Origin of the sequence: Nocardia sp. NPDC050406 (assembly GCF_044459025.1) — a bacterium.
GTDB lineage: Bacteria > Actinomycetota > Actinomycetes > Mycobacteriales > Mycobacteriaceae > Nocardia.
On sequence record NZ_JBITIM010000002.1, the window covers coordinates 1,625,484 to 1,651,034 of the forward strand.

At 67.2% G+C, this 25,551-nt stretch carries 22 protein-coding genes; 7 read left to right on the forward strand and 15 right to left on the reverse strand.

The window, feature by feature from the left end:
- Nucleotides 1–7: 7 nt before the first annotated feature.
- The 4 genes from ACIBH2_RS20725 to ACIBH2_RS20740 form a co-directional block, all read right to left on the reverse strand.
- Nucleotides 8–847 (reverse strand): lysophospholipase, encoded by an 840-nt coding sequence (locus tag ACIBH2_RS20725; protein WP_397119674.1) that lies wholly within the window; start codon nt 845–847, stop codon nt 8–10.
- Between the two features lie 86 nt (nt 848–933).
- A complete protein-coding gene (locus ACIBH2_RS20730) occupies nt 934–2,292 on the reverse strand; it encodes a M20/M25/M40 family metallo-hydrolase (protein ID WP_397119676.1) in 1,359 nt (452 codons plus the stop codon).
- Nucleotides 2,289–3,944 (reverse strand): CocE/NonD family hydrolase, encoded by a 1,656-nt coding sequence (locus ACIBH2_RS20735; protein WP_397119678.1) that lies wholly within the window; start codon nt 3,942–3,944, stop codon nt 2,289–2,291. The genes ACIBH2_RS20730 and ACIBH2_RS20735 overlap by 4 nt, the downstream gene beginning before the upstream one ends.
- A gap of 136 nt (nt 3,945–4,080) precedes the next feature.
- On the reverse strand, nt 4,081–4,983 hold the full coding sequence (locus ACIBH2_RS20740) for an oxygenase MpaB family protein (RefSeq protein ID WP_397119680.1): 903 nt from the start codon (nt 4,981–4,983) through the stop codon (nt 4,081–4,083).
- Nucleotides 4,984–5,320: 337 nt separating this feature from the next.
- Between ACIBH2_RS20740 and ACIBH2_RS20745 the strand changes: the two genes are divergently transcribed.
- Together ACIBH2_RS20745 and ACIBH2_RS20750 are read left to right on the forward strand one after the other, a co-directional pair.
- Entirely contained in the window at nt 5,321–5,476 is a 156-nt protein-coding gene (locus ACIBH2_RS20745) for a hypothetical protein (protein ID WP_397119682.1), read from the forward strand.
- Between the two features lie 107 nt (nt 5,477–5,583).
- Entirely contained in the window at nt 5,584–6,051 is a 468-nt protein-coding gene (locus ACIBH2_RS20750) for a TY-Chap domain-containing protein (protein WP_397119684.1), read from the forward strand.
- Here the strand turns inward: ACIBH2_RS20750 and ACIBH2_RS20755 are convergent.
- Nucleotides 6,048–6,881 carry a tyrosine-protein phosphatase gene (locus tag ACIBH2_RS20755; protein WP_397119686.1) on the reverse strand — a complete coding sequence of 278 codons (834 nt, stop codon included), beginning with the start codon at nt 6,879–6,881 and terminating at the stop codon, nt 6,048–6,050. The two genes, ACIBH2_RS20750 and ACIBH2_RS20755, sit on opposite strands and share 4 nt — an antisense overlap.
- A 339-nt stretch (nt 6,882–7,220) precedes the next feature.
- Complete coding sequence (glnA, locus tag ACIBH2_RS20760) at nt 7,221–8,657, reverse strand: type I glutamate--ammonia ligase (protein WP_397119688.1); 1,437 nt, start codon at nt 8,655–8,657, stop codon at nt 7,221–7,223.
- 431 nt (nt 8,658–9,088) lie between these two features.
- Here glnA and ACIBH2_RS20765 point away from each other — a divergent pair, with 431 nt between their 5' ends.
- Nucleotides 9,089–9,619, forward strand: coding sequence for an RDD family protein (locus ACIBH2_RS20765; RefSeq protein WP_397119690.1), 531 nt, complete (start codon nt 9,089–9,091; stop codon nt 9,617–9,619).
- Nucleotides 9,620–9,791: 172 nt separating this feature from the next.
- Here ACIBH2_RS20765 and ACIBH2_RS20770 read toward each other — a convergent pair whose 3' ends face one another.
- Nucleotides 9,792–10,658: an alpha/beta fold hydrolase gene (locus tag ACIBH2_RS20770; RefSeq protein ID WP_397119692.1), complete on the reverse strand. Its 867-nt coding sequence runs from the start codon at nt 10,656–10,658 to the stop codon at nt 9,792–9,794.
- Nucleotides 10,659–10,891: 233 nt separating this feature from the next.
- Between ACIBH2_RS20770 and ACIBH2_RS20775 the strand changes: the two genes are divergently transcribed.
- Both ACIBH2_RS20775 and ACIBH2_RS20780 read left to right on the forward strand, forming a co-directional pair.
- Nucleotides 10,892–13,099 (forward strand): MMPL family transporter, encoded by a 2,208-nt coding sequence (locus ACIBH2_RS20775; protein WP_397119694.1) that lies wholly within the window; start codon nt 10,892–10,894, stop codon nt 13,097–13,099.
- 129 nt (nt 13,100–13,228) lie between these two features.
- Entirely contained in the window at nt 13,229–14,131 is a 903-nt protein-coding gene (locus ACIBH2_RS20780) for an alpha/beta hydrolase (protein ID WP_397119696.1), read from the forward strand.
- A 142-nt stretch (nt 14,132–14,273) separates the two neighbouring features.
- Here the strand turns inward: ACIBH2_RS20780 and ACIBH2_RS20785 are convergent, their stop codons facing one another.
- A complete protein-coding gene (locus ACIBH2_RS20785; protein ID WP_397119698.1) occupies nt 14,274–15,017 on the reverse strand; it encodes a DUF4191 domain-containing protein in 744 nt (247 codons plus the stop codon).
- Between the two features lie 479 nt (nt 15,018–15,496).
- Here ACIBH2_RS20785 and ACIBH2_RS20790 point away from each other — a divergent pair, with 479 nt between their 5' ends.
- Nucleotides 15,497–16,732: a sensor histidine kinase gene (locus ACIBH2_RS20790; protein WP_397119700.1), complete on the forward strand. Its 1,236-nt coding sequence runs from the start codon at nt 15,497–15,499 to the stop codon at nt 16,730–16,732.
- Between the two features lie 91 nt (nt 16,733–16,823).
- Entirely contained in the window at nt 16,824–17,468 is a 645-nt protein-coding gene (locus ACIBH2_RS20795; RefSeq protein WP_397119702.1) for a response regulator, read from the forward strand.
- 36 nt (nt 17,469–17,504) lie between these two features.
- On the opposite strand, the gene ACIBH2_RS20800 is transcribed toward ACIBH2_RS20795, so the two are convergent.
- The 7 genes from ACIBH2_RS20800 to ACIBH2_RS20830 all read right to left on the reverse strand — a co-directional run bounded on the left by ACIBH2_RS20800 (nt 17,505) and on the right by ACIBH2_RS20830 (nt 25,398).
- Nucleotides 17,505–18,989 carry an alpha/beta fold hydrolase gene (locus tag ACIBH2_RS20800; RefSeq protein ID WP_397119704.1) on the reverse strand — a complete coding sequence of 495 codons (1,485 nt, stop codon included), beginning with the start codon at nt 18,987–18,989 and terminating at the stop codon, nt 17,505–17,507.
- Complete coding sequence (locus ACIBH2_RS20805; protein ID WP_397119706.1) at nt 18,986–20,110, reverse strand: serine hydrolase domain-containing protein; 1,125 nt, start codon at nt 20,108–20,110, stop codon at nt 18,986–18,988. Before ACIBH2_RS20805 ends, ACIBH2_RS20800 begins: the two co-directional genes overlap by 4 nt.
- A gap of 231 nt (nt 20,111–20,341) precedes the next feature.
- Entirely contained in the window at nt 20,342–22,543 is a 2,202-nt protein-coding gene (locus ACIBH2_RS20810; RefSeq protein WP_397119708.1) for an elongation factor G-like protein EF-G2, read from the reverse strand.
- 221 nt (nt 22,544–22,764) lie between these two features.
- Nucleotides 22,765–23,805, reverse strand: a complete 1,041-nt coding sequence (lipA, locus tag ACIBH2_RS20815; RefSeq protein ID WP_397119710.1) for a lipoyl synthase — start codon at nt 23,803–23,805, stop codon at nt 22,765–22,767.
- A 33-nt stretch (nt 23,806–23,838) separates the two neighbouring features.
- Nucleotides 23,839–24,594 carry a lipoyl(octanoyl) transferase LipB gene (gene lipB, locus ACIBH2_RS20820; RefSeq protein ID WP_397120935.1) on the reverse strand — a complete coding sequence of 252 codons (756 nt, stop codon included), beginning with the start codon at nt 24,592–24,594 and terminating at the stop codon, nt 23,839–23,841.
- 38 nt (nt 24,595–24,632) lie between these two features.
- Nucleotides 24,633–25,163: a GNAT family N-acetyltransferase gene (locus ACIBH2_RS20825; RefSeq protein ID WP_397120937.1), complete on the reverse strand. Its 531-nt coding sequence runs from the start codon at nt 25,161–25,163 to the stop codon at nt 24,633–24,635.
- 67 nt (nt 25,164–25,230) lie between these two features.
- Complete coding sequence (locus ACIBH2_RS20830) at nt 25,231–25,398, reverse strand: hypothetical protein (RefSeq protein ID WP_397119712.1); 168 nt, start codon at nt 25,396–25,398, stop codon at nt 25,231–25,233.
- Nucleotides 25,399–25,551 lie beyond the last annotated feature (153 nt).

Below are 25,551 nucleotides of genomic sequence, written 5' to 3' on the forward strand. Positions count from 1 at the left end.
GGAATGATTACTGTTGCGGCAGATGCGCTTCCAGCCAGTTCATCATGTCCGTGAGCACCTTGTCCTGCTCGGGCTCGTTGAACACCTCGTGATAGAGCCCTTCGTAGCGATGCACCGTCAAATCCTTTGAGCCGACGCCCTTTTCGAGCACATCGGCGCTACTGGGCGCGACCAGTCCGTCACCGGTGCCCTGGAGCACCAGCAGCGGCGCGGTGAGGTTCTTCAAACGGCTCTTGACGATATGCGTCGCGTTCAGCATCTCCGTACCCGTGCGCGCCACGACCGGGCCGGTGTAGACCAGCGGATCGGTGTTGTAGGCGTCGACGACCTTCGGATCGCGGCTGATGAGCGTCGAATCCAGCTTGATCACACCGAGATTCGGCGCGTACTTGGAGATGAGCGGGGCCGCCAGGCGCTGGACGGCGTTTCCGGCCGCGATATCGATGGCCGCCGCCGACAGCACGATGCCGGTCACGTCGAGAGGCGCGCGGGTGGCGAGGTAGGCGGTGATGAGCCCGCCCATACTGTGCCCGATGAGGAAGTGCGGGAGCCCGGGATGCCGTTCGACGGCGATACCCAGCATGGACTCCACATTGTCGGCGGTGGTCTCCATCCGCTCGATATTGGCCTTGCCGCCCGCCGACTGCCCGTGCCCGATATGGTCCAGCGCGTACGCCGCGAAACCGGCCTCGGCCAGCCGCCGTCCGACATGGTCGTAGCGGCCGGAGTGCTCGGCGATGCCGTGCACGATCACCGCCACCGCGCGCGGTGTGTCCTCCGGCAGCCAAGCCCGCCAGAAGATCCGGCCGCCCTTACCGTCGAATCCGCCGGTCTCGGTCGTGGTCATCGCTCCTCCTCGGCCCGCGCATGGCGACAATACGGGCATTCCGGAGGTCATTCTCCCATCGCGATCGCGATTCCGGCGGAACCGATTCAGCGCTCGCGGGCGAGTCGGTCGAAAAGCCGCCGGTTGAACTCGATGAGCCGGGCGTAATTGGCGCGCGAGATCCGCTCGTCGGTGCCGTGAATGCGGTCCAGATCCGCGCTGTCGAGAATGATGGGCGCGAAGTTGCAGCGGGTGGCGGCCAGATCGTCGTAATGGCGAGAATCGGTCGCCCCCGGGACCAGGCCCGAGGTGACCCCGATACCCGGCGCCACCTCGCGCGCCAGCTCGGCGAGGGTCTCGAACCACGGTCCGGGCGTGCGCGGCGGCGAGGGCTCGGAGGTCATGCCCACCAGTTCGATGGAGACCTCGCGATCCTTGATCACCCGGCGGCAGTGCGCGAGCACGCCGTCGACCGAATCACCCGGCAGGATACGGAAATTGACGAGGGCCTCCGCGCGCTGCGGCAGCACATTCGCCTTCACGCCGCCGTGGAAGACCGTCGGCGCGGTGGTGGTGCGCACCATGGCCTCGGTCTGCGGCCGCAGGGCGAGCACCCGCAGAATCGCCGGGGCCGCCACCTTGGCGAAACCCAGTGCGGTGCGGCGCGGCTCCGACATGAAAACCCTGATGCGCGAGAGCATGTCGGCGGTCACCGGCGTCATGCGCAGCGGGAAGGGATGCTCCTGCACCCGCGACACCGCCCGCGCCAACCGCCCCACGGCGGTGCGCCCGCCCGGCATGGAGGAGTGCCCGCCCACGGCCGAGACCGACAGCCGGACCGTCGCATAGCCCTTCTCGCCCACCATGATCGTGGCCACCGGGATGTGCACGCCGTCGGCGACGCCCTGGGTGATCACGCCGCCCTCGTCGAGCAGCAGCTCCGCGCGCACCCCTCGCTCGCGCAGCCGCCGGGCCATGCGCACGGCCCCGTCGTCGCCGAACACCTCTTCGTCGTGCCCGAAGGCCAGATAGATCGTCCGGCGCGGACGCACCCCCGCGGCAAGGGCCGCCTCGGCCGCCTCCAGGATCGCCATCACCCGGCTCTTGTCGTCGATAGCGCCACGGCCCCAGACGAATTCGCTGTCCACGACCCCCGCGAACGGCGGATGCGTCCACCGTCGCTCGTCGTCGACCGGCACCACGTCCTGGTGGGCCAGCAGGATCGCCGCCACCCCGTCCTCCGCGCCCGCCCACCGGTACAACCGGCTGTGCCCGAACGTCTCCAGCTCCAGGTGCTCGTGCACCAGCGGGAAACACCGCTCGAGATGTGTTGCCAGGCGCAGGAATTGGGTCTCGTCGGTCTCGGCGGGATCCTCGCGGGAGATGGTCACGCAGCGCAGCGCCTCGGCCAACCGCTCGGCGGTGGCCTCGTCGACGGTCGGGTCGGTGGATGCGGTAGCGGTCATCCGGCGGTCCGGGGCGGAAGGGATACGGTCACCGTCGCATTGTTCACCAACTCGGTCGGCAGCGGGATGGTCTTCTCGGCGCGCCACTTGGGAATGCCCTCGGTGAGCCCACCCGGAATATCGGGCTGGCGCACGGTGTCGAGCAGTGGCAGGCGCACCTCACCGGCGGTGACGGTGACCGGGGTGAAGGTCGGGGAGTGCGCCCACACATCGTCGACCACGTCGGTGACCCGCACGCCGATGCGGTGGCCCGCCGGAATCGGCCAGTCCTGGGCCAGGAGTTTCACATTCGCGGTGGGGCTCACCGGCGCGATGCCGCGGGTGATGACGGTCCCATTGCCGTCCGGCGCGATGTCGTAGAGCTCCACGGTCACCGCGGCCTGCGGCGAACCCTCCAGATGCAGTGTGGCCGTGGCGAATCCGGAGAGGTGCTGATCCTGTTCCAAGGGTTGGGAGATGGTCCACACGTCGCGGTCGGTGCCGGGCACGAAGCCTCGGTTCATGTAGACACCCGGCCGCAGGGTCACGGGCACCTGACGGGTGTCCGCGGCCGGGAAGTCCGTCTCACCGCGCCAGCGACCGTCGAACTGTCCCACCGTGACGCGCGGCCCCGGCACGCTCACGTCGCGCTGCGCCACATGCTTGTCGAAGAACGCCAGCAGTTCGGTGTCGAAGAACGGTGTGCCGCACTTCTCGTGGCAGTTGCGATGCCCCCACTGCCCGAACCACGCCTTGTGGTCCCCGGGGCCGAGGCTGTTCCAGACGTCGAAGACCCGGTTCGCGCGGGTGTTGTAGTCGACGAAGCCCTGCCCCAGGAAGGTCGGGATCGTGCTGCCGCGCACCTGTTCCACCAGGTCGCGGTCCTTCCAGAAGTTCGTCGCGGGATCGTGATTGCGCACCTCGGCGGCGTACTGCTGGTAGCAGCCCTGGTCGATGGTGCTCGCATTCGCCCGGTACTCGGCCGAATCCGTGGGATGGCCCGGCGTGGACGCGATCAACAGGTGTTCGAATCCGGCGAAATCGCCTGGCCGCACCCCGGATTCGGTGACCGGCTTGCCGGAGAACTTCCAGGCGATGCCCTGCATGTACAGGTACGAGTACGGGTCCACCACCGGTGCGAACGCGGCCACCGCGGCCAGTCCGGCGGGTTTGGCGGCCAGGGCCATCATTCCGGTCCACGCCTCGTAGGAGATGCCCGTCATGCCCACGCGCCCGGTCGACCACGGCTGGGCCGCCGCCCACTCCACCGCCGTCTTCACATCGGCGCGCTCGTTCGGGCCGCCGAAATCCGGGCAGCCGTTCGAGCCGCCGAAACCTCGTAGGTCCACGATGACGTAGGTGTAACCGGCGGCGATGAACTGGTCGACGGGGAGGTCCTGGGTGGACACCCCACCCCCGAGCCGAGGTTGGCTCAAGTACGCCATGTGCGCGCGGTAGGGGCTCACCGTCATGATCACCGGCGTCTTGACGTCGTCGGCCACGCCGACGGGCCGCAGGATGTCCGCGTGCAGCCGGGTGCCGTCGGGCGCGGTGATGTACTCCTCGCGGTGCTGATACCCCGGCTCGGCCGCCGCCCGCAGGGGCGCGAGCACCCCGACCACGAGGCCGAGGGTGGCTATCGTCGCCCAGAAGATCAATCGCTGTCGCACCATAGGACTATCGAGTGTGCCTGGGCGTTCGTCCAGCCCCCGGAACCGGGGGCGTAACGATTGGCCTCAGCGGTCGGAGATCGACGGGGCGGGGTGAATATCGCCGTGCCGAGGCGATTCTCGACCGCTCAGGCCAACATCACATAGGCCGCAGATCCATCACCTTCCGCAAGCGCGCCCGATCCCGCTCCAACCGCCGCGCCTCGTACGCGATCGGGAAGTAACGCACCCGCTCCGGCAGCAACGGCACCGCCCGCCCCACAACCCAGCCCAGCGCCCGCAACCTGCGCTCATCTTTCTCGGTCCACTCGAGGTCCAGCTTGCGGCGCACCACCTCCGGGGTGGTGCCCACCGTGAAGAAGTACTGCATCTGTCCGACAGGCTTGGTCACCGCGCGCCACACCGGCCGCAGGGGAGTCGGGAGCTGCTTGGGCGGAGCGATCTTGCGAATCACCTTCAGGTAGTCGCGCGCCACCTGGGTGGGCACCAGATGGTTCTCGACCATATCCTCGAACCACGGCTCCCACTCCTGGTAGGAGGCGGGAATCTCCTTCGGCGCCACCATGAAGTTGCGCATCAACTGCACGGTCTCCTGGTAGTACGCCTCCTTGTCGGCCTCGGTGAGCGGGTTGCGCGCGAAGTACTTGTTGCCCTCGGTGAAGGCGAAGATCCCGGTGTGCAGCACCCACGCCCACGGACCGGAAGACAGTGCCGTGTAGCGGATTCCGTCCTTCTCGGTATTGAGCCCGGCATGCAGTTCGCGCAGGCGGTCGGCCTCGGCGATGGCCTCGTCGCCGCCGTAGACCCACATCATGACCGAGGCGATACTGCGCACGGCGCGGCCCATGGGATCGGTGCGGAAGGTGGAGTGCGCGTCCACCACCGCCGCGATGGTCGGTTCCATGGTCTGCAGCAGGAAGGCCGAACCGGCGGTGAAGGAGAAGGTGATCAGCCCGGTGTCTTCCCATAGCTGGGTGCCCGGGGCGAAGGGGCGTCGTTCTCTCTTGGTCGCGGTGTCGATCTGGGCTACGGCGGCGGACATGGTGATCTCCTTTGATCACGGTGCTGCCGGGCGTCGCCCACCCTGACAGCGTGAGAGAGTTGCTAGCGAATCATCTCACCGTCTCGCCGAGATGGCAATGCCCTACCCGGTCGAGACCTGCGCGCCTCGCCGTCTCGAACGCGAAAAGGATTGGCGGACGGCGGGTTCCGTACTGACAACGTTTCGTAAATCCCATGCCGCCGATATTGCCGGGACCGAGGCGGATGGCTGAGATGAATCCATGACCGAGATCCGATACGCCGATGTACAACAACCGCGGTGACCGGCGATTTGTTGGGTATCCGCTGAACACCCCCATCCGAGAGGAGGACCGATCATGACCACTCCGACGCTGTCGCTACTGCGTGACCGCGCCCGACACTGGGTCGACCGCCACCGGTTGACGCCCCAGGAGCGCGCGCACCGTTTGGCCGGATACACCCCGCCCGCCGTCATCAGCGCCTCCCTCGGATATCACCCGCCGCATCGGTGAGGTATCGCGCCCCTCTCGCATTTCCCTGTGGGAGGGGCGCTTCCGTGCATTTCTCGGCCCCTTTGCGACAGTGACCCAGACGATCTGACGGCGTATGATCGGCCACGATGGGCGCATGGGGGCAGAGTGAGCGAGTTGTGACAACAGAATGGGACGGATTCGTCCAAGCGTTGGCCCGATGTCTCGGTCAATTACCGTCCCGCGCAACGTTGATCATCGCCGCTCCCGGAAATCGGTATGTGCAATTCCAACAGTTCGACATCAAACTTTCCGCCGAACTGACGGGGAATTACTATCTGGCAGAGCCGATTTCGGAAGAATCCGCGCAACGGTTGACCGATCTGGGCTGGCATGCGCCCATGTTGGCGCGTGAGGTGGAGAACTGGCGGCGCAGCCTACTCTGGCCGATCCCGCACAGCGCGCTGGTCGATCTGGCCCGCTCGGTGGCGATCGGCCTGCACGATGCCCTCGGGGTCGGCTCCCCGAACGAATTGCGCGCCACCGGATGGACCGAAGCGTCGGGCGATCTGGACCTGAGCGTGCTCGGCCCCATCGCCCGACGCAGCGGCAACTAGCTCACCAGGTTCTTGCGCAGCTTCACGATGGTCATCGGATCGAGTCCGAGGCCGTTGGTGAGGAACTTCCCGAAGTCCCCGTACTTGTCCCGCATCGTCTGCAAGGCGATGTCGAGGTACTGGTCGCGCACCTCCTGCAAGGGGATCAGCAGATCCGGATTCTGCATCAGCCCAGCCTGTTTCAGCTGTTCACGCAGCGCGGCGTCGGCGGCGGCCCGGTATTGGTTGGAGAGCAGGTAGTCCTGCTTGGCGGTCGACTCCGGTACGCCCACGGCCCGCAGCACCACATACGACAGCCATCCGGTGCGGTCCTTGCCCGCCGTGCAGTGGAACAGCGTGGCGGTATCGGTATCGGCCAGATCGCGCACCGTCTGCCCGAACTTGCCCAGTGAGTCCGCGGTGAAGAAGCTGCGGTACACATCGCCCATGATCTGCTCGGCCTTGCCATTGCCGAGCAGCTCCTGCTGCTTCACCGGATCGCGAGACTGGATGGCCTCGAACATCTTCACGAACATGCCGGTGTCGTCGATCGGCCGCGCGACCAGGGGCACGCCGGTCGGCAATCGGTCCGCGCCCATGCCTTGCACCTCGGCCGGGGTGCGCAGATCGATCACCTGCCGCAACTGCAAAGTGCCCAATTTCGCGACATCGGCGTCGGTCAGTTTGCCGAGCGCGTCGGCGCGAATCATCTTGCCGGACTTGGTTCTCGCGCCGTCATAAGTCCGATATCCACCGAGATCTCGAACATTCACGGCGCCTTGTAGCTCGATTCGAGCGGCGGCGGTCAGTTCCGGTTCCGCCACGGCCGCCGGAACGGCGACCCCGATCATCGAGGAAACGGCGGCGGCGAAAACAACAAGTGAAACTTTAACTCGCACAAATGAATTGAATTTCATGGCCGCGACCGTAAGGACCGCGCGCGGCGAACTGTCTGATTCGCCCGTAGCTTCCCACCGACCGGGACAGCTGACCCGATGATCGGGACCCGCACTGGACCACACCGCGAAAACGCGCTTCCCGCAGAGGTTTTCGCCACCACCGACTCGGTATATGCGGACTAGTAATAGTGATACCAGAAATTCGCTACTGGAGACAATACGACAGCGGCGGCTGCCACCGATGATCCGGTGGCAGCCGCCGCTGCGTCGTCTACCTACTACGCGTCCGACTCAGACGTCGTAGTACAGCTCGAACTCGTACGGGTGCGGGCGCAGGTTGACGGGCTCGATCTCGTTCTTGCGCTTGAGGTCGATCCAGGTCTCGATGAGGTCGGTGGTGAACACGCCGCCCTCGGTGAGGTATTCGTGGTCCTGCTCGAGGCGGTCGATGACCGAGGCCAGCGAGGTGGGGGCCTGCGGGATGTTCTTGGCCTCCTCCGGCGGGAGCTCGTAGAGGTCCTTGTCGACCGGGGCGAGCGGCTCGATCTTCTTCTTGATGCCGTCCAGACCGGCCATCATCATGGCGGCGAAGGCCAGGTACGGGTTACCCGAGGAGTCGGGCGCGCGGAACTCGATGCGCTTGGCCTTCGGGTTGGAGCCCGTCACCGGGATACGCACGGCAGCCGAGCGGTTGCGCTGCGAGTACACCAGGTTGATGGGGGCCTCGTAGCCCGGCACCAGACGGTGGTAGGAGTTGATGGTCGGGTTGGTGAACGCCAGCAGCGACGGGGCGTGGTGCAGGATGCCGCCGATGTAGTGACGCGCCAGATCCGACAGGCCCGCGTAACCGGACTCGTCGTGGAACAGCGGCTTGCCGTCCTTCCACAGCGACTGGTGGGCGTGCATGCCCGAGCCGTTGTCACCGAAGAGAGGCTTCGGCATGAAGGTGACGGTCTTGCCCTCCTGCCACGCGGTGTTCTTGACGATGTACTTGAACAGCATCAAGTCGTCGGCCGCGCCGAGCAGGGTGTTGAACTTGTAGTTGATCTCGGCCTGACCGGCGGTGCCGACCTCGTGGTGGCCGCGCTCCAACTCGAAGCCCGCGTTCTGCAGGTTGGTCGAGATCTTGTCGCGCAGGTCGACGTAGTGGTCGTACGGCGCGACGGGGAAGTAGCCGCCCTTGTTGCGAACCTTGTAGCCGCGGTTCGGGGTGCCGTCCGGGTTGAACTCCGCGCCGGTGTTCCAGGAACCGGAGACCGACTCGATCTCGTAGAACGCGCCGTTCATGGCCGAGTCGTAGCGGATGGAGTCGAAGATGTAGAACTCGGCCTCGGCACCGAAGTAGCAGGTGTCGGCGATGCCGGTGCTCTTCAAGTACTCCTCGGCCTTGCGGGCGACATTGCGCGGGTCGCGCGAGTACGCCTCGAAGGTGAAGGGGTCGTGCACGAAGAAGTTCAGGTTCAGCGTCTTCGCGGCACGGAACGGGTCGATCCGAGCGGTGCTGAAGTCGGGGAGCAGGAGCATGTCCGACTCGTCGATCGACTGGAAGCCGCGGACGGACGAGCCGTCGAACGCGAGGCCTTCCTCGGCCAGATCGGCCGTGAAAGCCTTCGCCGGGATCGAGAAGTGCTGCTGCACACCGGGGAGGTCGGTGAACCGAACGTCGACGTACTCGACCTCCTCCTCCTTCATGTACTTGATGACCTCATCGGCCGTGCTGAACGCCACTTAGTACTCCTTACGGATCGGTTCCCAGCCAATTCACGATTGCATGGGTTCGTCGGGACCAGACGGTATGGACGCGGTGTTTCCCTGCCATCAAGGCTGTGTTTCGCCAGTGTTACACGTACAGCTGGCCGGGGGTTCGGCGGTGCCCCCGAGGGTCCGAAGCAGCCGCAGTGGGCGCTGAGCAGCGCACGACCAGCACCGACATACTGCCATCGAGCAGCGCGGATCGCCGAACATGACGCCAAAAAGATAGGGGGATTACCGCGCGCGGGCGGGCGCGCGTGAGAATCCTCACCGCCGCGTCGGGGCATTCAGCACCCGGTTGGTTACTCGGCGGTCTCGTCGGTGTTCCCGCGCGCGTTGCTCGCGACGTTCGGCCCCCGGGCCCGGGTGCCGTCCGGCGGCGGGGAAGCGGCACTTAAGCTGGGGCCATGGCACGCATTACCGGCTCCTGGCTGTCCGGACCGAACGCCGAACCCGGCAACCCCGGTCCCGACGACTACCCGGGCAAGGAGCTCGGCCTGCCGCGCGAGGGTGTCGGATCGCTCGTCTCCATGTTCCGGCGGATCGTCGCCCTCGCCGTGGACTGGTTCATCGCGCTCGGACTGGCGGCGGTCATCTTCCGCCCCAATCCCGACAAGCTCATCGCGAAGATGGATCTGCAGCCGGGGGAGCAGCGGCCGCCGAATCTCGTGGTCATCATCAGCTCGCTCTCCACGCCGACCCTGCTGGTGTGGTTCCTCATCGGCGTGGCGGCGGTGACGCTGTTCGGCTTCACGCCGGGGCAGTACTTCCTCAAGGAGCGCGTCGCCCGCATCGACGCCGCCGCACCGGTCGGTTTCGTGCGCGCCCTGGCCCGGCAGATCCTCATCGTCTTCGTGGTGCCCGCGCTGTTCACCGACGCCGACGGCCGCGGCATGCACGACCGCGCCACCGGCACCGCGCTCGTTCGCGCGCGCTGATTCGCGCGCTCGCCGGAACGCCTTGTCGCCGTTGGGCTCTGGGCCTGTCACTGAACCCGGTCCGCTGTGGGCGGCGGGACTGCCGCGGTGGGCGCTGATCTCCGCGGCTGTCCTCGTCCTCTATCAGGCGCTCGCCTACGACCGGATCGGTTGGCTGCACGGCACGCGGTGACTATCCGACATTGGCGCGCAGGAACTCTCGGATCAGTTCGGCGATCTCGGCCCCGTGCGTCTCCAGCGCGAAGTGCCCGGCGTCGAGCAGATGCAGTTCCGCGTCGGGCAGATCGCGCAGGTAGGCCCGCGCTCCGTCGGCTCCGAAGATCTCGTCATGCTCACCCCAGGTGATCAGCGTCGGCGGCCGGTGCTCGGCGAAGTACTTCTGGAAGGCGGGGTAGCCGTCGAGGTTGAACTGGTAGTCCCAGAACAGCTGGAGCTGGATCTCCTTGTTGCCCGGGCGATCCAGGTATGCCTGATCCAGGATCCAGGTGTCGGGGGCGACGAGGGCCTTGCGGTCTTCCGGAACACCGTGCAGGTACTGCCATTTCGTGGCGTCGAGTTCGAGCAGTGCGCGCACGGCGGCCTCGTTCGCGGCCCGGTCCTTGGCATGGGCGAAAAGCGCGTCCCAGAACGGGGTGAAGCCCTCTAGATAGGCGTTGCCGCTCTGGGAGATCAGCGCGGTGACGCGCTCCGGATGCTTGGCGGCGATGCGCAGGCCGATGGGCGCGCCGTAATCCTGGATGTAGAGCGCGAACCGGTCGATGCCGAGGGCGTCCAGGAGTTCCTCGGTGATCTCGGTGAGTTTGTCGAAGCTGTAGGGGAATTCGTTCACCTGGGGCATGGCGGACTGCCCGAACCCGATGTGGTCGGGCGCGATGAGGTGGTAGCTGTCGCCGAGATCGCGCATCAGGTCGCGGAACATCGCCGACGAGCTCGGGAAGCCGTGCAGCAGTACGAGTGTCGGCTTCGAGGGGTCCCCGGCCTCGCGGTAGAAGACCGAAAGTCCCTGGATTTCGACGGTGTTGTGGCGCACGGCGGTCATGGCTTCGTCCTGTCTGCGATTCGTGCCGGTCAGTGTTCTAACCGACTATCGAGTTATAGAAGGTTAGAAACGTGTGGATCATTCCCGGGCTCGGAAACTTTTTTCGCGAATTCCCGAGAGCGGCAGGCGAATACGCGTCTACCAGTGCCGATAGCGCAAACGCATGTGTTCCGAAACGCTGGTAGGTACGTTTGTGGGGCAGTTGGGCGGGACCGCAGGGAAGGAACGGACTCTTGTTCGCTTGGTGGGGAGAACTGGTCTGCCGCTTGCGGTTCGTCGTCATCGGACTGGTGGCGGCCGCGATGCTGGCACTGGGTGGCTACGGCCTCGGTCTCGGTGATCACCTGAGCGCGGGCGGCTTCTTCGATCCGGGCTCGGAATCCGCCGAGGCCGGACGGCTGGCCGATGCCGCGTTCGGGCGCAATCACGATGTCGACGTGGTGGTGCTGTACACCGCTCCCGCGGGCACCACCGTCGACGATCCGGTCTTCGGCGACTGGATCGTCGAGCACCTCGACCGGCTCACCGTCGACCATCCCGACCAGATCGCCGGAGTCCGGGCCGCGTACTGGCCCACCGAATCCGGGACCGCCCTGAGCGGGTTGGCGACCAAGGACAAGTCCCGCGCCCTCGCCGCCATCGCCCTGCGCGGGGAGAACGACACCGATATTCTGCGCAACTACCGAGAAGTCAAGGACGCCTTCACGATTCCGGGGGTGGACGTGCGGGTCGGCGGTCTGCAGCCGATCGCGGGCACCCTCAGCGACACCATCGCCGACGACCTGCACCGCATGGAGTTGCTCGCCATCCCGCTCGTGGGCCTGCTGCTGTTCCTCATCTTCGGTGGCGTGGTCGCGGCCGCGCTTCCGCTCATGACCGGTCTGCTCACCATCTTCGGCGCGTTCGGCATCGTACGGTTCATCGCCAACTACACCGAGGTGAACTCCTTCGTCTCCGCGGTGGTCTCGATGGTCGGTCTGGGTCTGGCCATCGACTACGGCCTGTTCATCGTCAGCCGGTTCCGCGAGGAGTTGGCCGCCGGGCACGACACCCGCGCGGCGGTGCGGCGCTCGGTGCTGACGGCGGGTCGCACGGTGGTGTTCTCCGCGACGATGATCGTCGCCAGTCTCGGTGGGCTGCTGCTGTTTCCGCAGGGCTTCCTGAAATCCATGGCGTACGGGGCGATCGCGACGGTGTCCATCGCCGCGCTGACGGCGCTCACGATTCTGCCCGCGGTGCTGGCGGTGCTCGGTCCGCGGGTGGATATGTTGGGGCTGAAGACTTTTCGCCGGACCACCTCGGCCCAGGCGGTGGAGAACGGTTTCTGGGGGCGCAGCACGGGGTGGGTCATGAAGCACCCGCGCAAGGTCGCCGTGCCGTTGCTGCTCGCACTGGTGCTGTTGATCATCCCCATGCACAATCTGGTCTTCGGCGGCTTCAGCGAGAAGTATCTGCCGCCGGACAATCCGACCAGACTGGCCCAGGAAGAGATCGACAAGCACTTCCCACTGCGCAAGACGGACCCTCTGGAACTGGTCTTCATCTCCGACAATTCCAGCGCCGTCGGGCCGGTGTGGAGTCAGGCCAACAAGGCGCCGGGGCTGACCGGACGGTTCGAGATCCCGTCTCGCTCACCCTCGAACCCGGATATCTACCGGGCCAAGGCTCCCGTCGCCGATATCAACAATGCCGGAGACACCATCGAATATCTCCGTGCGCTGGAGCTCCCCGAGGGTATGACGCTGCTCGTCGGCGGTGTCCCCGCGCTGCAAAAGGACACCATCGACGCACTGCTGACCCGTATCCCGTGGATGATCGCGCTCGTCCTGCTGGTCACCACCGTGCTCATGTTCCTGACCTTCGGCTCACTCGTCCTGCCGCTCAAGGCGGCACTCATGAGCGGCCTCGGGTTGGGCTCCACGTTGGGCATCCTGACCTGGATATTCGTCGACGGGCACGGCGCTGGACTGTTGAACTTCACACCGCAGCCCGGCCAAGCGGTCATGGTGGTGCTCATCATCGCCATCGTCTACGGCCTGTCCATCGACTACGAGGTGTTCCTGGTCTCGCGCATGGTCGAGGCCCGCGCGAAGGGTGCGTCGACCGAGGACGCCATTCGTATCGGCACCGCGCAAACCGGCGGCATCATCACCGCGGCGGCCTTGATCCTGCTGGTCGTCACCGGCGCGTTCGCCTTCTCCGACCTGGTGATGATGCAGTACATCGCCTACGGCATGATCGCCGCGCTGTTCATCGACGCCACCGTGCTGCGCATGCTGCTGGTCCCCGCGACCATGAAGCTGCTCGGCGACCGGGTGTGGTGGGCTCCCGCTCGACTGAAGCGGCTGCAGCAACGGATCGGCTTGGGGGAGACCGGGCTCGACGAGGCGGATCCGCGCCCGGGCGACCGCGTCGACCTGGTCAAAACCACACCCGGGTGATTCCGACGAGTTCACCGGGGCGTTGCTGGCACTTCACCGGTTCTCAGTTTGGACCGGTATCGTGCGGGCGGCCCGCCGTAATGAATTCGTGATCTGGCGGGGACAGTGGATGTGTTTGGCGGAGGATTCATGGATGAGGGCCACAAGGCCGCGGCGCGCCGATTCAGCCGCCGGTCGCTGTTCGCCGCCACGGGTCTGCTCGGATTGGCGGCCGTCGGGGCCGCCGGTGTGAATGCCGCGCCCGAAGGGGTGCGGCGGGTGCTGCACTCCGCGTCGTTCGAGGAGACCACGCCCAATCAGCTGGGCCCGGTCGTCCAGACCGAACGGATGTACTCGGCGGCGCGGGGGCGCGAGGTCGACGTGGTGACCATTCTGCCGCCGGGGGTGCCCATCGGCGGACTGCCCATGTCGCTCCTGCTGCACGGCCGCAACGGCAATGCCCACACCGCCGCCGTCGGCGGTCTGGCCGAGGTGCTCACCGTGGCCGTCATGTCGCGGCTGGTGCCGCCGTTCGGCTTCATCGCCGTCGACGGCGGCGACAACTACTGGCATCGACAGCCCTCCGGCGACGACCCGATGGCCATGCTCGTGGACGAGGTCCCGGGCTGGTTGGCCGCGCGACGCCTGGGCGGCCCCGGCGGAAAACCCTTCGCCTGCACCGGCGTATCCATGGGCGGCTTCGGGGCCATGCTCTACGCGCGGCGCACCACCGAACTCGGCCGACCGGTCGATGCGATCGCCACCGTCTCCGCCGGACTCATGACGTCCTGGGCGGATATGAGCAAGCGGCACGCCTTCGTCGACGTGGCCAGTTGGGCTGCCATCGACCCGTTGCGCACCATCGACAAACTGGGTCCCGCCCCCATGGGCGTGTGGTGCGGCGACCGGGATCGGTTCATCGAGGGAAACCGCCAGTTCATCGCCCAGGCCCGACCGGAGGTCGGGTTGATCACGCCGGGTGGGCATACCGAGGAGTACTGGCGGACGGTTACTCCGGACGTGGTGCGGTTCTTGGCGGGGCATGTGCGGTGAGATTGGCCTGAGCGGTCGAGAAACGCGGTCTCGTGCGGAATTCGCGGGGGTCCGGCTGAATTTCGACCGTTGAGGACAAGCCACCACACGAAAATGCCCGCGCCATCCAACAGCGCGGGCATCCCCAATTCCTCGACGAACCTCAGCGGCGACGAATGGTCCGCTGCACACCCCGCATCTTCGCCCCGCCCGGAATAGGGCCCTTCGGCAGCGCCGGGCCGCCGCGGGTGGCGAGGGCCGAGAGGCGGCCCTCGATGAGGTCCATGCGCTTGGTGTCGATATTGCGGGGGAGCTTGGTGAGGTAGCGCTGCAGGTCCTTGAGCGGGACCTGGCCGGGGTCGTTGCCGATCACCACGTCGTAGATGGGGGTGTCGCCGATGAGGCGGGCGACCTTCTTCTTCTCCTGCGCGAGCAGGGATTTCAGCCGCTGCGGGGAGCCCTCGGCGACCAGGATGACGCCGGGCAGGCCGATGACGCGGTGCACGGCATCGAGCTGGGTGGTGGCCGCGACGCCCGGGGTGAAGCGCCACTTGCCCTGCATGTTCTCCAGCACCCACGCGGCCGCGCCCGCCTGGCCCTCGGCCCGCGCGTACACGCTCTTCTGCACGCGGCGGCCGAAGATGATGAACGCGGCGAGCGCGCCCAGCAGGATGCCGATCGGCAGCAGGAACCACTGCAGGTCGAAGATCAGGCCGATGATCAGGAAGATCGCGGTGACACCGACCAGCGCCCCGATCATCAGCGGCAACAGGAGCTTGTCTTCCTTGCGCGTCATCTGGAACGCCTGCCAGAGCTGCTGGCGACGCTCCTTCGACGCCTGCTTGCGCGCCGCCTTAGCCGCGGCCTTCGCTTCCTTCGACGGCTTCCCGCCCTTACCTGCTGCCATGGCACACAGGATAGTGGCCGCGCTCGCCCCGATCCGCGCCGGGATCGCGAGGTTCGCCGCGGGTGTCGCGCCACAACGAGATTCGACGGACGATGCCGTTCGCCGACACGTGCGGCCGCATGCGCCTCGGGGACGGCGTGCACCGCCCCGCCGCGGGTTTCGGTCCGTTCGTCTATCGCGGGCCTTGCTGTTCCGAGGCATCCCCCGGGGACCTCGCAGCGGCACCGAATTCGCTCGTCGCCGACGGCCACCGGGCGCCTGCCTCGCCCAGATCGGCATCGAACACCCCGACTACCGCGCCCGCGCACTCGATATCGGCGAATGCCTGAAGGTCCTCGACAGCCGCGGCCACACCAGGGCTTGCGCACCGCCGCCGAGGGATTCGGGGGCCCGCCCTGCCGCATCGGACTTCGGTGGCCCGCCACACCGGCCCCCGCCCGCCGCACCGCGCGACGGTTGGGGCCGCATACGGTGAGCGGGTGGACTACCTGCGCGCGCGGATCAGGGCATTGCCTTCGGCGGTGCTGTATCTGGTGATCGGCGGCGCGACCTCGCTGCTGGCGCTGTTCGCCGTGGTGGGGTTGTTCGTGGCGTTCGCGCTGTGCCTGGTCGGGGTGGGGATTCCGGTGCTGCCCGATGCCGTGCGCGCGGTGCGGCCGCTGCTCGGGTTCGAACGTGCCAGGGCGAGTGCGGAGCTGGGGGAGACGATCGCCGAGGTGTATCGGCCGTTCACCGGATCCGTGCGACAGCGGGTGGCGACGGTGTTCGAGGATCCGGCGAACCGGCGCGACATCACGTGGCTGTGTCTGCACGCGGCGACCGGCCTGACCATCGCGGGGCTCGCCGTCGGGCTGCCATTGAGCGCGGTGAACCAAATGCTGATTCCGCTGTACTGGCAGGCGGTGCCGGAGGGTGCGGTGCAGACCTTCGGCTTCGTCGTGAACTCCTGGGGGACCGCGCTGGCGAGCCTCGCTATCGCGATTCCCGTTGCGGCACTGGCACTTCAGGTTCCCGCGGCGGCCCACTGGCAGGCCCGCGCCGCCCGCTGGCTGCTCGCACCCACCCCGGACGTGGCGCTCGCGCACCGCGTCGCCGAACTGACCGCCACCCGCGCCGCCGCCCTCGATGCGCACGGCGCGGAACTGCGCCGCATCGAACGCGACCTGCACGACGGCGCACAGGCCCGCATGGCCGCGGTGATCATGCAGCTGGGCCTGGCCGAACAACTCCACGACCGTGATCCCGCGGCCGCCCGCGATCTGATGCGCAAGGCACAGGACACCGCTACCGACGCCCTCGCCGAACTCCGCGACGTACTGCGCAGCGTCTACCCGCCCGTCCTGTCGGATCGCGGCCTGTCGAGCGCGGTCGCGGCCCTCGCGGCCCGCAGCCCCATCCCGTGCACGGTGGCGGCGCACACCATCGGCCGCTGGCCTGCCGCGGTGGAGGCGGCCGCGTATTTCGTTGTGGCGGAAGCACTCACCAATGCCACCAAACACTCCGGCGCGGCGAATCTGGCGGTCACCATCGACGGCACCGCGCACCTGTTGACCGTCGAGATCAGCGACGACGGCGTGGGCGGCGCGCACGAGACCGAGGGCGGCGGCCTCGCGGGCATTCGCCGCCGTGCCGAGGCCCTCGACGGCCGCATGTCCCTCACCAGCCCGCCCGGCGGACCGACGGTGCTGCGGGTCGAACTCCCCTCCGGGCTCTGAGCGGGGCCGAGCCCGGCTGCCGGAGGCCCCGTGAACCTCGAGCGCGCGGGCTCACCGCCTACCTCAGTAAGGTGTGCCGCGTGGAGTTTCCGTGCGCGTCATGATCGCCGAGGACGACGCCCTGCTACGCGAAGGGCTCGCCCTCCTGCTGAATACGGCCGGAATCGAGGTCGTCGCCGCGGTCGACAATGCCGACGATTTCCTGAAGGCCGTGGCGGCTGACCGACCCGATGCCGTGGTGGTCGATGTACGCCTGCCTCCGACCTTCACCGACGACGGATTGCGAGCGGCGGTGCGGGCCCGCGAGATTCATCCCGGACTGCCGGTCCTGGTGCTGTCGGCCTACGTCGAGGACAGCTACGCCGCCGAACTCCTCGGCGACGGCGCGGGCGGCGTCGGCTACCTGCTCAAGGAACGCGTCGGCAAGGTGGACCGCTTCCTGGATTCGCTGCGCCGCGTCGCCGAGGGCGGCACCGCCATGGACCCGGAGGTGATCTCGCAGCTGCTGGTGCGCCGCAAGGCCGACGACCCGCTCTCGGCGCTCACCGCCCGGGAGCGAGAAGTGTTGTCGCTCATGGCGGAAGGCCACAACAACACCACCATCGCCGAACGTCTGGTGGTGAGCGAAGGCGCGGTGCTCAAACACATTCGCAGTATTTTCGCCAAGCTCGGGCTGACGGCGGACGAGGTGGGGCACCGTCGCGTACTCGCGGTCTTGGCCTACCTGAACGCGTGAAGGCCCGAACCCCGTGGGGCTCGGGCCATTACGGCATCACTTCGTACAGGTGATATCCGTAGCGGGCAGCGTCCCGTCCCGGAAGTACGCGTTCACCGCGTCGTACACGCAGCTGTTCTGGTAGCGCCCGAAGATCCAGTGGATGGGCACATCCCGCAGCGTCACCATGCGCGACGCCGTCAGCGCGCGATGCAAACCCTCGCCATTGTTGTAGGTGGTCCGGGTGTCGCCGGTCGACTGCACGATGAGCGCCGGAACCGCGTTGCGCACCACCGTGGTCGGCTCGGCGGGCGGATTCCAGAACGCGCACGGCGTGAGATTGTTGGCGAAGGCCCCGAACACCGGCTGCGATGCTCGCGCGGCCTCGATATTGCGCCAGTACCATTCGGGATCGCGGGGCGCCTCGACGTCACCGCACATGATCGCCATTTGCGGCGAACTGTCCTCGGGCCGTGCGGAGATCATGAACTCCAGCGACTTGTTCAGTTCTTCCGAGATATCGACGGGCTTGTCGTCCGCGGCATCGCGCAGCTGCCGCCACTGCTCGGCCACCATGGTGTACTGGTCGGGGCTGTCGAGCCCGGTGAACAGCACCAGCGGCAGATCGTGTTCGTCGACCTCGAAAGCCCCTATGCGAATCGGCTTCTCGGCCGAGCGGCGCACCAGATCCTCTACCCCCGCCCGCACCTCCTCGCGCGTGCTGCCGAAGTGGTACTCGCCGTCGTGGGCCGCCGCCCAGTCCGCCCACAGGTCCAAGGCGGCCTCGTTGGCGGGCCCCATATCCCGCATCATGTGCACCGGCCCATAGCGTTCCGGATCGACCGCGCTGTCCAGCACGATCCGGTCGCTGCGCTCCGGGAACATCTGCGTGAACACCGCACCGAGGTAGGTGCCGTACGAGGTCCCGTAGTAGCTCACCTTCTCCGCGCCGAGCGCCGCGCGCACCACATCCATATCGCGCGCCGTATTGCGGGTCGTGATGTAGGGCAGCCGCTCACCTTCCGCCTCGGCGCACCGCGTCGCCAGATCCGATTGCGTCGCCACGGATTCGTCGAATCCGGCCCGGTCCAGTCCGGCGGAGAGCAGTCCGAATCCGCGCGGCCAGTGGCAGTTCACCGGCGTCGACCGCCCGACGCCACGCGGATCCATGCCGATGAGGTCGTAGCTGGCCTTCACATCCGGGGTCATGGCCGCGCCGACATCCACCATGAAGTCCAGACCCGGGCCGCCCGGCCCACCCGGATTCGACAGGATCACGCCCTGCTTGTGCGCCGGATCGGCGGCAATGCGAGAGATGGCGACGGTGATCGTCTTCCCTTGCGGCTGGCTGTAATCCAGCGGCACGGTCACATCGGTGCACTGCGCTCCGGCCTCGTCCAGCTTGGCCACGTCGCAGGATTTCCACTCCAGGGCCTGGCCGTAGAAGCGATCCAGCCCGGTGTCGGGGGAGTCGCCCGCGGCACAGCCGATTCCGAACGGCAATGCCAAGCCGACCACCGCGAGCCACTGTCCGATCCTCATGCCGCACACACCGTTTCGTCGAAGGCCCGCGCTTCCGCATCGGCCTGTTCCTGTGTTTCCGGTAGCTGATTGATGATCACCGTCACCGCGGTCCCGTCGGCCCGCACACCATTGCGGGTGCCGAACCCGGGGATGCTGCCGCCGTGCCCCCACACCTCCTTGCCACAGGACACCGACTGGTGAATGAGCCCCAGCCCGTAGCCGTCGCCCGGATCCCGGTCGAAGGGGACCGTGCGGCGCATCTCCCGCAGCTGGTCGGCGGGGAGCAGCTCACCGTTCAGCAGCGCCGTGAAGAACTTGTTGATATCGGCTCCGGTGGAGATCATGGCACCGGCCGATCCGGCCCAGGACGGGTCGTAGGTGGTGAGATCGACGGGCTTGCCGTCGATCAGCTGATAGCCCACCGGATGCGGGTCGCGCACCTCACCGTCGGTGGGGAAATAGGTATCGCGCAGCCCCAGGCGCTGCACGATCCGGCGATCGATCTCACTCTGATACGACTGCCCGGTCACGCGGTCGATGAGCATGCCCAGCAGGATGTAGTTGGTATTGGTGTAGACCGCCCGCGTCCCCGGTTCGAAGCGCGGCGGCATATCCATGGCGATGCCCACCAACTCCTCGGGCGTGAAATGCCGCCACCGCAGCGACTGGTCGGTCGGCATGAGTTGCGTGGGACCGTTCGTCACCGCCGGATCGGTCGTCCCCAGATAGTCGGGCAGCCCGCTGGTGTGCTGCAAGAGCTGGCGCACCGTCACCCGGTTGCCGTCGTTGCCCTTGCCCCCGACCACGCCCGGCAGATACCGCTCCACCGGTGCGTCCAACTCCACCTTGCCCTCGGCCACCAGTTGCAGCACCACCGTGGCCACGAAGGTCTTGGTGTTGCTGCCGATACGCACCCGCGAGTGGTCGGGAATGGCCGCGCCGCTGCCGAGATCGCCGACGCCCGCCGAGATCACCCGCTCCCCGTCCGGGCCGCTGATCACGGCCTGCGCACCCGGAAACCCCTTGCTCACCAGCTGCTCCAACGCTGCCCGCACGGTCGCGTCGGAATCGTTCGACGTGGCCTCCGAACCGCCGCACGCCGTCACCGCCAACACCGCCCCCGCGACGACTCCGGCCATCGCGGCTCGAGCCGTATGACGCCGAAATGCCCTCGTGTGCACAAGAATCCTCCTGCTTCGGATCGGGAAGTCCGTGCTCCCGATGACCCTGTCGATGCTAGGAATTCGCGGCGTCGCTGCCCATGGCGCGCACACCCGAATCGCGGGTGGTGCGCACGCCAGAGCGCGAGGTAGTGCCAGCACTACCTCGCGCCGTGATCGTGTATGTCAGAACGAATTCATCAGGCGAATTCAGTTGTGGTTCTTGGCCTTTTCCCGAATGCTCTCCGCCAACTGCGCGGGCATGGCCTCGTGTCGCACATAGCGGCGGGTGAAATCGGCCGCCCCGCGCGCCAGCGAACGCAGGTCGATAGCGTAGCGGCTGAGCTCCAGTTCGGGGACCTCGGCGCGGATGGCGGTGCGCCCGCCGCGCCCGAGCGGTTCGGTGCCGAGCACCCGCCCGCGTCGGCTGGACAGATCGCCCAGCACCGGCCCCACGTACTCGTCCGACACCACCACCAGCACTTCGGCGATCGGCTCGAGCACATTGATCCGCGCCGCGGCGGCGGCCTCGCGCAGGGCCAGCGCACCGGCGGTCTGGAAGGCGGCATCGGAGGAGTCGACCGAATGCGCCTTGCCCTCGAACAGCGTCACCCGCACATCCACGAGCGGATATCCGGCGATCACCCCGCGCGCCGCCTGTGCGCGCACCCCCTTCTCCACCGACGGAATGAACTGTCGCGGAACGACTCCGCCCACCACCTTGTCCACGAATTCGATACCCGAACCCTCCGGCAGCGGCTGCACCTCGATCTCGCAGATGGCGTACTGGCCGTGCCCGCCGGACTGTTTCACATGCCGTCCACGCCCGGTGGCGGCGGTCGCGAAGGTCTCGCGCAGCGCCACCTTGTGGTCGATCACATCGACCTGCACCCCGAACCGGGTGCGCAGGCGCTCCAGGGCCACCTCGCGATGCGCCTCGCCCAGGCACCACAGCACCAGCTGTTTGGTATCCGGATTCTGCTCCAGCCGCACCGTCGGATCCTCGGCCACCAATCGGCTCAAACCCTGGGAGAGCTTGTCCTCGTCGGCTTTGGAGTGCGCCTGCACCGCCACCGGCAGCAGCGGGTCGGGCATGGTCCACGGCTCGATGAGCAGCGGGGCGTCCTTGGCCGAGAGCGTATCGCCGGTCTCGGCGTGCGCGAGTTTGGTGACACAGGCGATATCACCGGCGATGGCCTGGCCGAGGGGGCGCTGCTGTTTGCCGAACGGCGCGGAGACGGCCCCGACCCGCTCGTCGGAGTCGTGGTTCGTCGTCTCCGACGGTCCGTGTCCGCAGACGTGCACGGTGTCGTCGGCGTGCAGGGTGCCGGAGAAGACGCGAACCAGGGACAGTCGGCCGACATACGGGTCCGAGGCGGTGCGGATGACCTCGGCGGCCAAGGGCCCCTTCGGATCACAGAGCAACGGTTCCGGTGTGCCGCCGGAGATGCCGCTCGCCGCGACCGGATGTTCCGCGGGCGTCGGGAAGCCGCGCGTGATCAGCTCCAGGATCTCCACCGTGCCCAAACCCTGCCGTGCCCCCTCCGGGGGAGGCGCGGCGATCAGCACCGGATGGAAACTGCCTCGGGCGACGGCCTTTTCGAGATCCTCCTCGAGGGTGGCCAGTTCGATCTCCTCACCGCCGATGTAGCGGTCCATGAGGCTCTCGTCCTCGCTCTCGGCGATGATGCCCTCGATGAGCCGATTGCGCGCCTCCTCCAACTGCGCCAATTGATCCTCGGAGGCCGGTGTTTCGATGCGCTCGCCGGTCACGTAGTCGTACACGTGCTGCGCCAGCAGGTCGATGAGCCCGATCACCGGCCGATGCCCGTCGGCGCTCTTCTCGCCGTATACCGGAAGATGAAGCGGCAGAATGGATTCCGATACCCCACCGCCGAGAATTTCCCGGCAGGTCTCGGTCATCTCCTCGAAATCCGCACGGGCGGTGTCCAAATGGGTGAGCACAATGGCGCGCGGCATCCCGACTTTCGCGCATTCCTCCCACAACGCCAGCGTCGGGCCGCTCACGCCCTCGACTCCGGCGGCCGCCGAGACAATGAAAAGGGCCGCGTCCGCTGCTCGCAGACCGGCCCGCAATTCCCCGACGAAATCCGCGTATCCGGGGGTATCCAATACATTGATCTTGTATCGCTCCCACCCCATCGGCACCACCGACAATTGCACCGAGCGATGTTGTCGCTGCTCGATATCGTCGTAATCGGAGACGGAGGTGCCGTCCTCCACCCTCCCACATCGGGGCACCACCCCCGTGGCCACCGCCAAGGCCTCCACCAGCGTGGTCTTTCCCGACCCGCTGTGGCCCACCAGCACCACATTGCGTATGTCCTCCGGCCGTTCGGCCGTCACTGCCCTGCCATTCGCGCCTGCCGACGCACTCGTCTTTTCGACCATCTGGCTCGCTCCCCTGGTCGCCACGTGCGGTACTTCGAGCTTCCCACCGCCGGGGCGATCACGTCCACGAAACCAGGAGAACGACGCGGAAGGGACATGACGCGAACATTCTCGGAACTCCCGGAAACGAATACCGACCCGGTCGAATACGCGTGTTGTCGCCAGACGAGAAACCGCCCCGCACATGTCGTGCGGGGCGGTTTGCGTCGAATTCGTCGCGGCTAGGAGCCGAAGCGCGCCAGCACGGAGGTGGCCTCCTGCGAGGCGGTGCCCTCCTCGGCGAGATGCGCCATCTCCGGCGCGATTTCGCGGCCGTGGAACTTCATCGCCTGGGCGTAGAGCCGACCCGCGCGGTAGGACGAGCGCACCAGCGGTCCGGCCATCACACCGGCGAAGCCGAGGTTCTCGGCGAAGCGGGAGTGCTCCACGAACTCCTCCGGCTTCACCCAGCGGTCCACCGGATGGTGGCGCGGCGAGGGCCGCAGGTACTGGGTGATGGTGAGGATGTCGCAGCCCGCCTCGTGCAGGTCGCGCATGGCCTGGGTGACCTCTTCCGGGGTCTCGCCCATGCCCAGGATGAGGTTCGACTTGGTGACCAGACCGGCCTCGCGGGCGGCGGTGAGCACCGCCAGGGAGCGCTCGTAGCGGAAGGCCGGGCGAATGCGCTTGAAGATGCGCGGCACCGTCTCCACATTGTGGGCGAGCACCTCGGGGCGGGAGGCGAAGACCTCGGCCAGCTGTTCGGGCACGGCATTGAAGTCGGGAATGAGCAGCTCCACGCCGGTGTGCGGGTTCAGCTGCTTGATGGCGCGCACGGTCTCGGCGTAGAGCCACGCGCCGCCGTCCTCGAGATCGTCGCGGGCCACACCGGTGATGGTGGAGTAGCGCAGCCCCATGGCCTGCACGCTCTCGGCCACGCGCCGCGGCTCGTCGCGGTCCAGCGCGGCGGGCTTGCCGGTGTCGATCTGGCAGAAGTCGCAGCGCCGCGTGCACTGCTCGCCGCCGATCAGGAAGGTGGCCTCACGGTCTTCCCAACACTCGAAGATGTTGGGACACCCCGCCTCCTCGCAGACCGTGTGCAGCCCTTCGCGTTTCACGAGGCCCTTGAGTTCGGAGTACTCCGGACCCATGGTGGCGCGGGTGCGAATCCACTTGGGTTTGCGCTCGATCGGGGTCTCGGCGTTGCGAGCCTCGATGCGAAGGAGCTTGCGGCCGTTGGGTGCGGCCGAATTGTTCGGTGTCGGGGTGTCGACGGAGGTCACTGAAACGACTCTACGCTCGTGATCGGATGGAGATCATTCGGCCTTGACGGGGGCCGTGGTCACGACCTTGGGCGGGGCCGTGGTCTCGGCTTTCGCGGTGCGAGCCAGGGTGTGGTCGGAGACCGGGAGATCACCGTCGAGCGCGCGGGCGATGGCCTCGGCCACCAGCGGCCGCACCTCCGCCACGGTCACCTCACGACCCAGTTCCCGGGTCAGCGTCGTGACACCGGCATCGCGAATCCCACACGGCACTATCGCCTGGAAACCGTCCAGTGCGGAATTGCAGTTGAACGAGACGCCGTGCAGCGTCACGCCCCGCTGCACCCGCACGCCGATCGCGGAGATCTTGCGCTCGGGCAGGAAATCGTTCGCGGGCACCCACACGCCCGAACGCCCTTCCACGCGACCGACATTCAGCCCGAGCTGCCCGCACACGTGAATGATCGCCTCCTCGATGCGCCGCACATAGGCGACCACATCGACCGGCTCGGCCAGCCGCACGATCGGATACCCGACCAGCTGCCCCGGCCCGTGCCAGGTGATCTTGCCGCCGCGATCCACCTGCACCACGGGGCTGCCGTCGATCGGCATGTCCTCCGGTTCGGTGCGGCGGCCCGCGGTGAAGACCGACGGATGTTCCAGCAGCAGCAGTCGATCCTGGCCGATGCCCTCGGCGCGTTCGGCGGCAATGGCGCGCTGCCGATCCCAGGCCAGGTGGTAGTCGATGAGACCCAGATCCTCGATCAGCAGCGGGGTCCGGTCGTATCGGGCCGAGGCGCGGGCCGGGATGGCGGCCGGGGTGCTCGGAACGCTGGTAGTGCTCTCGCTCACGACTGGGACGTTACGCCATCGTCGAAGAGCAGTTGCATGAGTGTCAGGTCCATCCAGCGATCGAATTTGCGGCCCACCTCCGGTAGCTGCCCGACCACGCGGAATCCGAATTTCTCGTGCAGCGCGATGGAGACGGTATTGGAGGATTCGATAGCCGCGATCATGGCGTGCACCCCGCCTTGGCGCGCGCGGACCAACAGTTCGGCCATGAGCGCGCGGGCCACGCCGCGGCGGTGGAAGCGCTCGGCCACATACACCGAATTCTCCACGGAGAAGCGGTAACCCGACTTCGGGCGGAACTGCCCATAGCTCGCGTATCCGGCGACCGCGCCGTCGATCTCGGCCACCAGGATCGGGCATCCGGCTCGGGTGCGGGCCTGGAACCACGCGGTGCGCTCGTCGAGATCGGCCAGCTCGGTATCCCAGATGGCGGTGGTCTCGGCGATGGCGTTGTTGTGGATCGCCAGGATCTCCGGCAGATCACTCGCACGGGCATCACGCACCAGCAGGTCGGCCGGTGCGAGCATGGCGGGGGAGGATGCGTCGCTCACCCGTCCACGGTAGCCAGCGCCGCCGTGTGACCCGGACCTCGCCTCAGCCGCCGAGGCAGTCGAGGAACTCGGAGGTCGACGACATATGCGGCACACAGGCAAAAGGGTTGTCGAAACTCGGAATCGAATACCCGGCGGTAAGGATGGCGAGTGCGGCGACCAATTCTGCGGCGAATGCTCTGAAGTAGATGGATTTGAACATGGCGGTCACGCCTGTCTCGCTCGGCGGCCCGCTTGCGCAACGGGTCTGACTTGGGCAATCCAGTCTAGCTACCGGTGGGTTACCCAGGGGTGCGTTGGCGAAACCGAGACCATGCTGGTGGTGGCCCTGGCCAGGGCGTGGTGGAGCGGGGCGAAAGTTCGC

Bases quoted from the DNA above. Each gene is read 5' to 3' on its own strand.
- ACIBH2_RS20785 (WP_397119698.1), bottom strand. From the start codon at position 15,017: ATGGCAGCAGGTAAGGGCGGGAAGCCGTCGAAGGAAGCGAAGGCCGCG.
- ACIBH2_RS20765 (WP_397119690.1), top strand. From the start codon at position 9,089: ATGGCACGCATTACCGGCTCCTGGCTGTCCGGACCGAACGCCGAACCC.
- ACIBH2_RS20780 (WP_397119696.1), top strand. From the start codon at position 13,229: ATGGATGAGGGCCACAAGGCCGCGGCGCGCCGATTCAGCCGCCGGTCG.
- ACIBH2_RS20825 (WP_397120937.1), bottom strand. From the start codon at position 25,163: ATGCTCGCACCGGCCGACCTGCTGGTGCGTGATGCCCGTGCGAGTGAT.
- ACIBH2_RS20730 (WP_397119676.1), bottom strand. From the start codon at position 2,292: ATGACCGCTACCGCATCCACCGACCCGACCGTCGACGAGGCCACCGCC.
- ACIBH2_RS20770 (WP_397119692.1), bottom strand. From the start codon at position 10,658: ATGACCGCCGTGCGCCACAACACCGTCGAAATCCAGGGACTTTCGGTC.
- ACIBH2_RS20755 (WP_397119686.1), bottom strand. From the start codon at position 6,881: ATGATCGGGGTCGCCGTTCCGGCGGCCGTGGCGGAACCGGAACTGACC.
- ACIBH2_RS20725 (WP_397119674.1), bottom strand. From the start codon at position 847: ATGACCACGACCGAGACCGGCGGATTCGACGGTAAGGGCGGCCGGATC.
- ACIBH2_RS20745 (WP_397119682.1), top strand. From the start codon at position 5,321: ATGACCACTCCGACGCTGTCGCTACTGCGTGACCGCGCCCGACACTGG.
- ACIBH2_RS20810 (WP_397119708.1), bottom strand. From the start codon at position 22,543: ATGGTCGAAAAGACGAGTGCGTCGGCAGGCGCGAATGGCAGGGCAGTG.
- ACIBH2_RS20750 (WP_397119684.1), top strand. From the start codon at position 5,584: ATGGGCGCATGGGGGCAGAGTGAGCGAGTTGTGACAACAGAATGGGAC.
- ACIBH2_RS20800 (WP_397119704.1), bottom strand. From the start codon at position 18,989: ATGAGGATCGGACAGTGGCTCGCGGTGGTCGGCTTGGCATTGCCGTTC.
- ACIBH2_RS20740 (WP_397119680.1), bottom strand. From the start codon at position 4,983: ATGTCCGCCGCCGTAGCCCAGATCGACACCGCGACCAAGAGAGAACGA.
- ACIBH2_RS20735 (WP_397119678.1), bottom strand. From the start codon at position 3,944: ATGGTGCGACAGCGATTGATCTTCTGGGCGACGATAGCCACCCTCGGC.
- ACIBH2_RS20805 (WP_397119706.1), bottom strand. From the start codon at position 20,110: ATGGCCGGAGTCGTCGCGGGGGCGGTGTTGGCGGTGACGGCGTGCGGC.